5 protein-coding genes and 1 tRNA gene are annotated in these 12,953 nt (G+C 52.7%); 3 read left to right on the forward strand and 3 right to left on the reverse strand.

Features of this window, described 5'->3' with window-relative positions; all coding sequences use genetic code 11:
* Positions 1 to 64: 64 nt before the first annotated feature.
* The 3 genes from OQH67_RS00910 to OQH67_RS00920 form a co-directional block, all read right to left on the reverse strand.
* Positions 65 to 562, reverse strand: a complete 498-nt coding sequence (locus OQH67_RS00910) for a hypothetical protein (protein ID WP_215434948.1) — start codon at positions 560 to 562, stop codon at positions 65 to 67.
* An 846-nt stretch (positions 563 to 1,408) separates the two neighbouring features.
* Positions 1,409 to 1,675, reverse strand: a complete 267-nt coding sequence (locus OQH67_RS00915; protein ID WP_215458826.1) for a hypothetical protein — start codon at positions 1,673 to 1,675, stop codon at positions 1,409 to 1,411.
* 1,462 nt (positions 1,676 to 3,137) lie between these two features.
* Positions 3,138 to 3,212, reverse strand: a tRNA-Arg gene (locus tag OQH67_RS00920).
* A 114-nt stretch (positions 3,213 to 3,326) separates the two neighbouring features.
* Between OQH67_RS00920 and OQH67_RS00925 the strand changes: the two genes are divergently transcribed.
* The 3 genes from OQH67_RS00925 (at position 3,327) to OQH67_RS00935 (ending at position 12,887) form a co-directional block, all read left to right on the forward strand.
* Positions 3,327 to 5,000 (forward strand): hypothetical protein, encoded by a 1,674-nt coding sequence (locus OQH67_RS00925; protein WP_215434946.1) that lies wholly within the window; start codon positions 3,327 to 3,329, stop codon positions 4,998 to 5,000.
* 51 nt (positions 5,001 to 5,051) lie between these two features.
* Positions 5,052 to 6,236, forward strand: a complete 1,185-nt coding sequence (locus OQH67_RS00930; protein ID WP_215434945.1) for an iron-containing alcohol dehydrogenase — start codon at positions 5,052 to 5,054, stop codon at positions 6,234 to 6,236.
* A gap of 315 nt (positions 6,237 to 6,551) precedes the next feature.
* Positions 6,552 to 12,887 carry an alpha-2-macroglobulin family protein gene (locus tag OQH67_RS00935; RefSeq protein ID WP_215434944.1) on the forward strand — a complete coding sequence of 2,112 codons (6,336 nt, stop codon included), beginning with the start codon at positions 6,552 to 6,554 and terminating at the stop codon, positions 12,885 to 12,887.
* The last annotated feature ends 66 nt before the right edge of the window (positions 12,888 to 12,953 follow it).

The raw sequence follows: 12,953 nt of genomic DNA on the forward strand, positions 1-12,953 counted from the left end.
TTGGGCGTCAGACGGCGTTGGCTTTATGTTCAGAGTGCAGGAGGCGGCGACGTTAGGGCTCTCATCAGTCTTTTTTCATGACGGGAGATGCAGCCCTTTCCAAGAATTTCTCCAACTCCAAATATAATGCTGCTGATTCAAATATCCTAATTTCCGGCTGTTCCATATTATTGTCATTTCCATCTACTTCTTGTATCCAAAATAACTTTTTGTGATACTCCTGCCGCCCAACTTCTTTTTCTGCAAAAATATGATTTGTATTATTTATCATACACAACAAATAGGGCTTTTTATCTATCGTAACGTAGAATATAGCCAATGTACCTATAAAAGGAAAAGTGCTTTCCGTTTTTCCTTCCACAAACAAATTATATTTACTCAAAATATCCCTCAGCTCATTACTTTGCTTTAGAGATAACTCTGTAACTTGAAATTTTTTCCCATCTTTATAAAATGACGACTCTGTATACAGGTCAAATTCTCTATACTCCTTATTTGGCATTTTACCATTTGTAATGCTGCCAAAAAAAACAACTAAAAATAAAATAAAAAATGACTTCATAATGGAACAATAATATTAAAATTTCACGGCTTATTCAGAGCAAATCGTTCTGCCCGCCTGGTTTTGCACGTTCTGAACTGAGGCTCACCATAGTCTATAATAACTGTATAAGAGGTTGTTACAAGAATAAATTCCACTTTCTACATCCTTTGCCAACCTTATCTCCTGAATCAGGAACGACAATGATAATTTTAGAACTAGAATTCCTACGATCGCGGTTATCCATATAATTCTATTATTCACAGAGTCATACGAATTCCATTCACTCAGTTCGTAGATAGCCCCCTTGTTGATCCGTCTGCCGTCTACAGGACTAGAGTATCGATAATGTAATAAACGGGGGCCAGTTCTTCATTGCTCATCGCTCTGGCCCCCTGCACCGACTGAGCAAGCTCTCCCGTGCCGGTCACGGCCCCATAAGGTGAGTAGTCATAAGCTGCTATGATCGTTCCATGAGCGTCAAAGACTTCGTCCCGTTCTTGTTGAAATCCATGCCGTAGCAGTACAGGGCATTGTCCTACTTCAAGGCCGGGGGAGAGTGGCTACCGGTTCCAAGGAATCCCACAAAAGTATCCGAAGCACGTTTCAGCTATTGAGCATATCCAATGCCGTCATTTACGAATAGCCGCGGTACAGATAGTGTTCATGGCTGGTGACTGTCCCATTGATGGTAACTTTCTCATATGCCTTCGTCCCTGGTAGCCGTAGCCGCATTATTCCACCACCATGCTTCCGTCCCGGTTGTGAAGCTAATCAATCATCCAGTTGCTCTCGCTTTAGTTTGGAATCTTATCAAATACACTTTCTTGGATTCCACTCGAATAGAAATTATTTTTCTTTTAATAGTTAATTTAATGGCGGTAAAATAGATTTCCAATCGAAGGTTTCTAAATTTTTATCTTTTAAAAAATCCCTTAAAGTAATAATCTCTTGTATATTAACTGATAATCTATTATCTAAATTACATTTTATAAATATTGACAAAGATTTTACTATTTTATCATGTTGAGAATTTTCTACAGTATTCATATATTTTCCCATTTTATTGGAAACTCCCTTATCTTTAATAGAATCTATACACAATAAACTTAAAATTATTATCATTGTATTCATCTTGTCACTCCTCCTTTTTTTCTTTACAATAATATGTTCTCCATTGTCCTGACATTTTTCCATCTTGGAAGTATATTTTATCCATCCCTGGTTTAATAATATACTTGATCATATGGTTTTGGACGTTGGTTGGTTATACCTGTGACACGATTTCCATCTACTCCTAATTTAGATTCAAAAGGAGGTATTTTTTTGAAATTACTAATGGAATTGTACGTCCTACGCAATGAACTTCCATACCAATTTGCTCTGCTTCGTGATAAAAGTATGCTAAGCAAATGATTTCTCTTTCACATTCCTGGCATTGAGTTTCATTTTGTGTACTGTTTTTCTCCATTCGAGTACAATCTCCCATAAGAACTTCTCGAATGACATCAAGAAATGTGTTTAAATCTACATTTTTAGGTATCTTTTCTGGATCGGGAGACAATGGTTTTGTCGTTCCACATGCAATTCCAATACAATTACCTTCTGTTTCTGTGTCGGAATGACTGTGCCGCTACTATCATCGGATAATAACCCGAGGTTATCAACATTTAAATTGTTTCTCACGAACCCGTACAAATCCCATCCCCCTCTTCAGCATGGGCTCCCTGTTGATCCACCTGCCGTCTGTAGGATTATAATAGCGGTCGTCGTTCATCTCGCTGGGCCACTGCACCGGTTGGGTTGCCTTTGGGAGAATTAATGGGAGTATTCATAAGACATTAAAGAGTTAAAATTGATGAATGAAACGAAAAGTAGGTATCTTCCATGATCGTTTTCCCAATATCATTATATCAAATTCCGCACCAATAAAATTTATTTGAAAATTTCTGTTTATTTACAAAACATAGTGAATTTTTTCTATATTAAAATAAGAATATAATTTTTACACTAAGCATCTTACCACTATCGATATAAATATTATCTATTTTTTGGTGGAAATTTACAATAAATGCAAAATTCTTGTTTGTACTAGTCAGGTTCCCGTAAAAAGTCCATTCGATGGAAAAAGAATGTTTGATGACTCAGTAGTTTGTTTCACCCAATTTTCTTTAAACATTAAAATTGTGCGATTTATAGACCTAATTTCGGTTTTTGGAGCCTTAAGCCTATCCTCTCATCTGCAATTCCGACGACTTCTTCCGATGAATCGCGAGTATAAAAAACTTTGCCACTGCCGGGTGTGTTATACCTTTCACATACCCTCTGCATAGGTGTGTTGTACGACCTAATGATCTACGAAGTCTACAAGAATTACGAGAAGTCTTCATACTTTCCAGCTCTTCTGCCAGCTATTCGTAATTCTGGTAATGACCCTTTTCTCCTGCGGTTTCCGCCACTGCAACAAACATGGTGGTGTTAAAGTAGGGCCGTTTTCCTCCCGCTCTAGCATGCTTTCCCAGGCTTTTAACGCCTTTCAAACAAGGCTGCAAAACAAAAAAATCTATATAATACCTTAACTTATAAGCTTTATAAGTGGCGTCCCCGGTAGGAATCGAACCTACATCTAGTCTTTAGGAGAGACCCGTTCTATCCATTGAACTACGGGGACCGGACATTGTCCGTGCAGGACAATAAACGGGAAAATTCCGGGGCTCAAGCAAAAAGCGGCACGATTGCGCCATGAACCTTGATTTTGAACGGTTATTTTTCTAGTTTGGTTTTCATGAGGTTTCTCTCCGCTGCCTGTTTTCTGTCTCTTCTGTACTCTTTCACGGGATGCTGTGCCTGTGGCTATGCCACTTTCCCCGATGCGCGCGCCGCCATACGCGCCACCTACCATCCTCCCTTCACCCCTGACCAGACGGGAGCAAAACTGGAAAATTTCAAATACTATCCCTACCACCTCTATTGGGAAAGCAAACGCATCCCCCTTCCCTTTTTGCACACGCTTTTGCCGGAAGCCGCTTCAGATTATGAGCTGGCCGCCACCTATTCCGTCTTCCAGGAGCCGGAATCCTCCATTGCGCTCCGGGGAAACAAACTCTACTGGGCTGTGACGGCTCAAGGAACCAACATTCCATATTATGTCAACAGCGCTCCCTTGTGGAAAGGCAGGTGGATCACTATCCTCAGAGACCATCTTCCGGCCTGTTTCCCCAGTGAAACTTTCCCATCCTGGCTTCATCCATATCTCGATCTGGTGGAAGCCAGGATGTATGATGATATCGCACGTCGGCTCCAGCAGGAATACAGCAGGAATTACGTCCTCCGCGGCGTTGCCGTCCTGCCGCCCGCTCTGGCGCAGGAACTTAAAACGACCTGGAAGGAATGCCTGGAAACTGCCGTCCTTGACCTGCCTGTGGAAGCTTTTGAAAGCTGCGACCAGGGATGGTGCTATTATTCTGCAACTCCAGGACTGGTGGCCACGGAATTGCAGTTTTCCCGCCGCACGCTCCCTCTGAAACGCCAGATGTTCCACATTTTCCGCATCCTTTTTGATGCGGCAAGCATGAATGATTTCACGCCCGGTACGCAGCGCATGCTGATGAAGCTGTGTGCTGATGCCCGCAGCACTGCTGCTGAAATGAAAAAAGCACCGCCGCATGGAATATCCATTTCGGAGTTGATGACCAATTTTTTCCCTCCCTTTCCGGACGATGGATACGAGTTATGGGAAGGGAAAAATCCCCCTTTGCGCCATGGCAAGAGCCTGAAGGAAGATACCATTAAAGAATGCATGGCTCTTCCCCTCTCAAGGAATCCGGTGTGGAAAGACCTGTTTCCCAATACTCCGGAGGACGCCGCGGCCTGGATGCACGTTTATCCGGAAGGACCATGCTGCGGCGCATTTATCCACCAGGGCTTTTTGCATGTAGCCACCACAGAGCTCGGACTGCCCTTTTACCGTATGCACGATTTCAGCCGGATGGACAATCCCCCGTCCATGTCGCCTTATGAGTTGTGGTGGGACGGGACGGGAATGAGGGTCCAGCGTTTCTTTTTGAAGCTGGAACCTGCCGCGGAAAAGGAGTTGAAAACCTATCTCCGCCTGCTTGCCCGGTCCAGGAGCGGGAAAAAACTCCAGGAGACCTTCCCGGACATGCTTTTCCGTACGGATCTAGGGAAGGAGGGGCTGATTCAGGAAAACCCGGAGGAAGGTCCCGGACAAGGACCGGATGATGATCCTGATTCCCTTGCACCCGGAATATCAGGCATTCTGACGGATATTTACCGGTTCCGGAGATGGGTAAGAACGGACTATTTTCAGGAAGGTTCCGAAGAACTGGAACAACTCCGGAAGGACAGAAGGGAACTGGAACGGTATTTGGGAAAACATTTTCCGGCAAAGAAGGCGGACGCCCCGCCCGCAACGCAACGGGGCGCACAAAAGCCTTGAGCCGGGAATGGAAGAGACGTAGCGTTGGTTCATCATCCCCCCTGTTCCGCCATGCTCAATTTCATTTATGACAACAAGACGACGCTCATTTTCGGAAAAGGAACCCAGCATGAGGCAGGCAGGCTCCTGAAACCGTTCGGCAAAAAAATCCTGCTCCATTACGGAGGCGGCAGCATCAGGCGCTCCGGCCTGTATGACTCCATTACGGCATCCCTGAAAGCCGCAGGCGTGGAATATGAGGAACTTGGCGGCGTTCAGCCCAACCCCACGCTGCCCCTGGTGTACGAAGGCATCCGCCTGTGCCGGGAACACGGCCTGGGCATGGTGCTGGCCGTGGGAGGAGGCAGCGTGATTGATTCCTCCAAGGCAATCGCTCTGGGCGTTCCTTACGGCGGAGACGTCTGGGACCTGTACCTTTCCAAAAAACAGCCGGATTTTGAACCGCTGCCCGTCGCCACGGTGCTGACCATCCCCGCCGCCGGCAGCGAAAGCAGCCCCAACACGGTCATCACGAATGAAGAAACCAGGAGAAAGCTGGGCTACGGGGCTCCCGCCCTGCGGCCCGTGTTCAGCATCATCAATCCGGAGCTGTTCTTCACCCTTCCCCACCGCCAGATGGCCAACGGCGTAAGCGACATGATGAGCCACATTTTCGAGCGCTATTTCACCCGGACCCTCCATACGGACCTTTCCGACGGCCTGTGCGAGGCCACCCTGCGCACCATCATGAGAAACGCCCGCATCCTAAACGGCAACCTGCATGATTACGATGCCTGGGCGGAAATAGCCTTCTCCGGCAACATCGCCCATAACAACCTGCTGGGCGTGGGCCGGGAGCAGGACTGGGCCTGCCACGCCATGGAACACGAACTCAGCGCCCTGTACCATGTGGACCACGGAGCGGGCCTGGCCGTCGTCACGCCCGCATGGATGAAGTACGTTTCCCCCCGGCACCGGGACATGTTCCTTCAATTTTCCCTCAACGTGATGCGCGTGGAAGGCTCCTGCCGGGAGACGGAAACCATCATCCGGGAAGGCATCGCCAGACTGGAAGGATTTTACAGGGAACTGGGGCTGCCCACATCCATGGAGGAACTGGGAATCCGGCCTGAAGATTTTCCGCTGATGGCGGAACAGGCCATCAGCGTACGCGGCCCCGTCGGAGGACTGGAAAGGCTGGATGCGGAAGACGTCCGAAACATCTACCGGCTGGCCTGCCGCAATGGCGGGAACTGATTGCCGGCCGCCCGAAAAGAACGGTACAGGGAAGCGGCTCTGGCCCTGCTCCGCCGGAAAGCCTGCGGCCCCATCCGCCACAGCGCACCTCACGCCGGCAGTGCGGAAACCGAAGCATGACCGGAAAAAGGAAAGACAGGGAAGATACCGTCCGGAGCATGCAGTCACCCATCAATCATCTGGAATGAAACAGGGCTGCATGTTGACAGTCAGCCTTTCATGAATATGTGTCCTCCCTCCGTCCCGCGTCATCTTTCCCCATTTTGTAACCTACTTGTAACTTGCCAAACTCTTTTTGTCAGGTAATGTGGTGGAATGAACAAAATCTTTTCCGCTCTTCTTTTGGCGGCGGCTTTTCTGGTTTCCGGAGTGCCGTGTACGGCAGCCGTTCCTGCCTCCGCTCCGGAGCAACGGGAGCAGTCCATCAAGGACATGGACAAACTTCTGGATAAAAGGCTCTTCAAGCAGGCCGCGGAACAGGCCCTGAAACAGCTTAACGAATACGATGACCAATACAGCGGGAAGGATCTGGCCCTTTACTACCGAGCCCTCCAAAATTTGAACGCCCTGAACGATTCCACGAATCTGGACACCATTCTTCAGGAACAAATGAAACGCCATGGAGAAAACCCGTGGTTCCTGATGGCCGCCGCCGAATTGTATCAGACGGCCAGCCACACGTTCAAGCTGGCGGACGGCAAGTACATCCGAGTCAACCGGTCCTGGGAGGGCGAATATTCCGGACAAAAGAGGGACAAGGTGGAAGCCCTGCGCTGCCTTTTGAAGGCAATGAACATCGCGGAACGGAACAAGGACATGAAACTGCTCGGCCTCGCACGGTTCATGATGGCGAAGGCATTCCTGAAGAACTATGATGATTACCGTTCTTCCCCCTCATTCCAGACTTATGCGGCCCTGGCCAATCTGACCGGACTTGATAAACTCCCGGGCTACGTTTCCAACCAGGAAGCCTCCGAACTACGCAACATTTCCACGCTGCCCGTTGCCGTGGATCCGGCTACGGGAAAACCGGAAATCGTTTTCTACCACGCCTCCTCATCCTGGGATACGGCGGGGAACGACGGCGAACGCGTACGCTGGCTGCTGGACGCCGCCGTCCGGGCGAACCCGGAATTGGCAAACGAGGTCAATCTGTTTACGGCATCCTGGTGCCGTAACCTGCTTTCCTACGCGAATACGGAGCCGTACCAGGAATTCGTGTACGGTCCGGGCAATGCAGGCTCGGTGGAGGGCATCAACCCCGCGGATTTGAAAACGGACCAGACCGTCGTCAGAACGGACCGGACGGACAAGGGCAAATTCATGCTCATCACGCTGCCTCCGGATTACGACTTCATCCGGATTGCATCCCGGGTGACTCCTTCACCCTACCCTGCAGAACCCTACCTGGAGGCCACAAAACTCATCAGTGGAGAATTTCTGGCGCGCAACCAGCGCCCGGCAGCCGCCGATGTTCTGAAAAAGACCCTGCAAATCTACAAGGACATGCTTCAGGCGCATCACAAATGCGGCAACGCCAAACCGGCGGAGGAAAATGCGGAGACTACAGTGACATATACGGATGACGCTACCGATTTTCTTCAAGCGGAAATTGCCTCCATTACGGAACCCAACGGAGCATTTGAGGAGGACGCAAGAACGCTGCTTTCCGGAGAGTCCGTCTCCATGGCGTTCATTTACCGGAACGCCGCCAGCGCCTCCATCACGGCACGTCCCGTCAATGTCAGGCTGTGGCAGGAGGAGCGCATGAACACTCTTCTTGCCTCAAAAAAACTGGGGAAAAAATATGAAAAAAAATATTCCAATTTCAATACCCTTCTTTCCAATCTTCTGAGGGACAAATCAGCCGCCCGTTACCTGGGAAAGGAAATCAAGGGGAAAAGCATCAGTCTGGACCCCGGAAACCAGCACCTGAACCGAATCGCCCAGCTACCCATCCCCGCCACCCAGCCGGGCTGGTACCTCCTGACCGTCACGCTGAACAACGGCTATCAGTTCCACCGCCTCCTCTCCCTGTCCGATCTGGTGCTGATTCGCCGTTCCATTCCGGAAGGCAATCTCTGGTTCCTGGCGGAAGCCAAAACAGGAGCTCCCGTGGAAGGCGGCAAAATCAGCCTGCTGCGCTACAGGAAGGACAAAACACTTCAAACAAAACAAGTGAAGGGCACCACGGACAAAAACGGTGTTCTGATAGAAACACTGCCTCCGAACGACAGCAATTCTTCCACCTACTATAATTTTCTGGGCATCGCCACACATGGAGACAGCTACACAGTAACAGGAGAAAGGAATGTTTGGTACTCCGGTGAATCCCGAATGTCCCTGAACAACAAGGCCTCCAACTCCTATGGCTGTTTCTTCCTGGAAAGCCAGCCCGTTTACCGGCCGGGCCAGACGGCCCGGTTCAGAGGGGTCCTGTTCCGTCCGGACTTCGCCAATCCCGGTACAAAAGACTGTGCCGGAAAAAAATTGACGCTGACGATCCTCGGTCCCACCGGGGACAAGGGAATTTTCCCGAAACAAACAGTCACCACGGACGCCACGGGCGGCTTTGACCTGGAACTGCTCATTCCCAACGGAGCGCCTCTGGGCCAATACAGGGTAACACTGGATTTCAGAGAGTCGGACCGTACCCTGTACGCCCCCCTGTTCCGGATGGAAGAATACAAGAAGCCGGAATTCACCGTCAAAATGGACGCCCCGGACAAGCCCCTCAGGCTGGGACAGCCCATCCCCGTTTCCGTCCAGGCGGACTATTATGCGGGAGGCCCGGTGAACGAAGGAAAAGCCACCATCACCATCACCCGTACCCTGGGAGCGGATGTCTGGACCCCCTACTGGAAATGGAGCTGGCTGTATTCCAGGGAGTCCAGCCCCTATTACATCTATTTCACGCCCGATCCTCCCCTCACGGTTCTGGAAAAAACCATTCCCCTGGACAAGGAGGGCAAGGCCTCCGTGGAACTGTCCACAGAGCAGGATGCCAGGGACTTCGCCTCCCAGGACATAACCTACCGTGTTTCCGTCAGCGTCACGGACGCCTCCCTGAGGGAAGTTTCCGCTTCCGGCCAGGTGATCGCCACTTGCCGCCCGTTCAACATCTTTACCGCCCTGAACCGGGGATACGCCCCCGCGGGGGTTCCGGTCCGGGCCACCATCACGGCAGCCACGGCGGACGGTGTCAAGATAGGGAAAGCGAAGGGAAAGTCGGTATTGTACCGTATCCATGAGGATTCCAGCCGCCAGCCCCTGGCGGAATGGAACGTGGCGACCAATGAAGAAGGCACGGCTTCCCTTACTTTCCAGACAGAAGATTCCGGCTTATACCTCCTGCAAACAACGCTGGAGGACAGCCAGGGCAGCAAGGTGGAAGGCTCCCACCAATTTCTCTCCTACGGCAAGGGTGAACGGCATCCTTTTAAAATCAATCCCCTGTCCATCACTCCGGACAAAAACGAGTATGCCCCCGGAGAAACAGCCAGCCTCCTCATTGCGTCCGACTATCCGAACGCCCATGTCTGGACCTTCCTGCGCAACTCATGGAAAAACGAATCCCGCCGCCTGGTCGCGCTGGACAGGCAGACGGCCCTGGTGGAATGCCCCCTGACCAGGGAAGACATGCCCAACATGGGCGTCAACGCCTTCACCGTACGGAACGGGGAACTGCACCAGGCATCCGCGGAATTGCTCCTGCCGCCGGCCAGCCAGATGCTGGAGACTGCCGTCTCTCCGTCCAAGCCCCGGTACCAGCCGGGCGAAAAGGGCCGTGTGACCGTACAGGTCAAGGGGCCGGATGAAACCCCCGTGAAAAACGGCATTGTCACGCTGGCAGTCTATGACAAGGCGCTGGAATACATTGCCCGGCCCAACGTCTCCGACATCGCCAAAACCACGTGGGGAAGGTTGAATGAAACCAGTTTCGTCAATCTCAGCGCCATGCAAAACAGAAGGGCGGCAACGCAGAAAGGTCCGAACCAGCCCTACTTCCAATTTCTCCTCAGACCGGATCTGCCCACACCATTTAGAGGCCGTGTCACCGGCTTCGTTACCGGAGGAAACAGATCGGGAGATTTTGCCATAAGCAAACGATCGGTAATGCTGGCAGAGTCCGCATCATCTCCTCTTGCAGCGCCAGCCATGGCGGCAATGGGTGAAGCAGGAATGGCGGATGCCTTTGGAGGAGAGGAGGCGGCAGCCGGACAGCAGGATTCCTCCCCCGCGATTCAACTGCGCACCAACTTTGCGGACAGCATCAAGTGGTGCGGCACGCTCGCAACGGACGAAGAAGGAATGGTCGCCGTTCCGGTGGACATGCCGGACAACCTGACCACGTGGAAGGCGGCTGCCTGGGTGGTCACCTCCGCCCTGCAGGTAGGGCAGGCTTCCGCGGAATTCCTGACGACGAAGGACTTCATGGTCAGCATGCAGGCGCCCCGCTTCTTCGTGGAAAAGGACATCGTCATGCTCAGTGCCATCGTCCGCAACCGGACGGACAAGGACGTGCAGGCCCGCATTTCCATCACCCTGAAAAACGACTGCCTGAGCCTGATGCCCGGCAATTCCCCCGCCCTGAACGGATTGGCTGCCGGAACGGACAACGCCGCCATAAGGGAAGTAACCGTTCCCGCCCAGGGGCAGGTGACCGTGAACTGGTGGACCACGGCCCGCAGGGAGGGAACCGCAACCGTTGCCATGGAAGCGGCCGCAAGCTCCCTGGGGGACGCCATGCAGATGGATTTCCCCGTGCTGGTGCATGGCATGAAGCAACTGCACGCGGACAGTACTGTCCTGCTGCCCGAGGATCGGGAACGGCAGCTCACCATCAACCTTCCGCAGCAAAGGCGCAGGGAGGAAAGCAGGCTCGTCGTGAAGGTCTCCCCCAGCATCGCCCTGAGCATGGTGGAAGCGCTGCCCTATCTGGCGGAATACCCCTACGGCTGTGTGGAGCAGACACTCAACCGCTTCCTGCCCGCCGTCATCGTGGCGGACACGCTCAAGCAGCTGGGCCTGGACCCCGGCCAGGCGCTGGAAAGCCACCGCAACCTGGATCCGCAGACCATCAGGGACAAGGCGTTCTACGACAAAGTCATGAAACGTCTGGAACGCAATCCCGTATACAGCGAACGCAAACTGAAGGCCATGGCGGAAAAGGGCATCCGTGACCTCCGGGAAAAACAGCTTTCCAACGGTTCCTGGGGATGGTTCGGCGGAGCGGACCAGGGAGACCCGGTGATGACCGCCCACGTCGTCCACGGCCTCAAGATTGCCGGAAGCACGGCCAAGATACCGGGAAACATGCTGCTCCGCGCCGTGTCATGGCTGACCGGCCACCAGAACAGGCAGCTGGCTCTGCTCGTCAAGGGGGACGCCTACCGGAAACTGGAAAAACAGCCTGACGGCCCGGCAAAACAAAAGGCCATCCGCAAACTTGGAGACTACCGCCTGACGGCCTCCGCGTCAGACGTGCTGATTTATTCCGTGCTTGCGGAAAACGGCGTCCGGGACCTCCAAATGGAACGCTACCTGTTCCGCGACAGGCTGGAACTCCCGGTCATCAGCCAGATCCAGCTTGCGGAAATCCTGCTGGACGCCCACCGCATGGACGACTTCAAGGAAGTCATGCCCGTCATCTCCCAGTTCCTTCAGCAGGACGACTCCCTGCAAACCGCATGGCTCCGCCTCCCCAACCAGGGCTACTGGTGGCGCTGGTACGGCAGCAATGTAGCCACCCAGGCGGCTTACCTGAAACTGATGGCCAAGAGCGATCCCAAAAACCCAGTCACGTCCCGCCTTGCCAAATGGCTGCTCAACAACCGCGCCAACGGCTCCTACTGGGATTCCACGAAGGATACGGCAGACTGCCTGGAAGCCCTGTCGGCCTATCTCTTCCAGACCCGGGAAGGCATGGAAGACATGGAGGCGGAAATCCTCTATGACGGCGTTCCGGTGAAAACCATTTCCAGTACCAAGGAAACCCTCTTCACCTTCGACAACGAATGGAGCATGAGCGGCAAGGACCTGACGGACGGCCAGCACCGCATCACCATCCGCAGGAAAAAGGGGAACGGCAACATCTATGCCGGCTCCACGCTCAGCTATTTCTCCCTGGAAGACCCCATCCCCGCCGCAGGAAACGCCGTCACTGTGGAACGTTCCTACTACCGCATTGAAAAAGAAACGGTAAAGGAAGACTCCGTAAAGGATACGCAGACGGACGCCGGAGAACTCGTCTCCCGCGGGCGCGACCAGACCCGCCGCACGCTGCTGAAAGACGGAGACACCATTGCCAGCGGAGACATCATTGAAGTGGTGATGAGCGTAAAAACGAAAAACGACGTGGAATACCTGATGCTGAGTGACCCGAAGCCGGCTGGCTGCGAATCCCAGGATATCGTCAGCGGATACGCCTGGATGGGCACCGTCTCCGGCTACAAGGAAATAGGCGACGAGGAAATACGCGTCTTCCTCTCCTCCCTGCCGATGGGCGAATACCAGATCAGCCACCGCCTCCGCGCCGAACGCCCGGGCAGGTTCAGCGCCCTCCCCGCCGTTCTGGAAGCCATGTACGCTCCGGAACTCCGCGGCAACAGCCGGGAACACAAGATCAGCATTTCCATGCCGAAGCCGTAACTCCGGGAACAAGGGAACGCCGCATCCCGCTGCGGCGTTCTCCGCACTGCATGAAGGGCACAAGTG

The organism is Akkermansia biwaensis (assembly GCF_026072915.1).
Lineage (GTDB): Bacteria > Verrucomicrobiota > Verrucomicrobiia > Verrucomicrobiales > Akkermansiaceae > Akkermansia > Akkermansia biwaensis.

Coding starts and splice junctions, on each gene's coding strand:
- OQH67_RS00910 (WP_215434948.1), bottom strand. CDS start 562: ATGAAGTCATTTTTTATTTTATTTTTAGTTGTTTTTTTTGGCAGCATT.
- OQH67_RS00915 (WP_215458826.1), bottom strand. CDS start 1,675: ATGAATACAATGATAATAATTTTAAGTTTATTGTGTATAGATTCTATT.
- OQH67_RS00925 (WP_215434946.1), top strand. CDS start 3,327: ATGAGGTTTCTCTCCGCTGCCTGTTTTCTGTCTCTTCTGTACTCTTTC.
- OQH67_RS00930 (WP_215434945.1), top strand. CDS start 5,052: ATGCTCAATTTCATTTATGACAACAAGACGACGCTCATTTTCGGAAAA.
- OQH67_RS00935 (WP_215434944.1), top strand. CDS start 6,552: ATGAACAAAATCTTTTCCGCTCTTCTTTTGGCGGCGGCTTTTCTGGTT.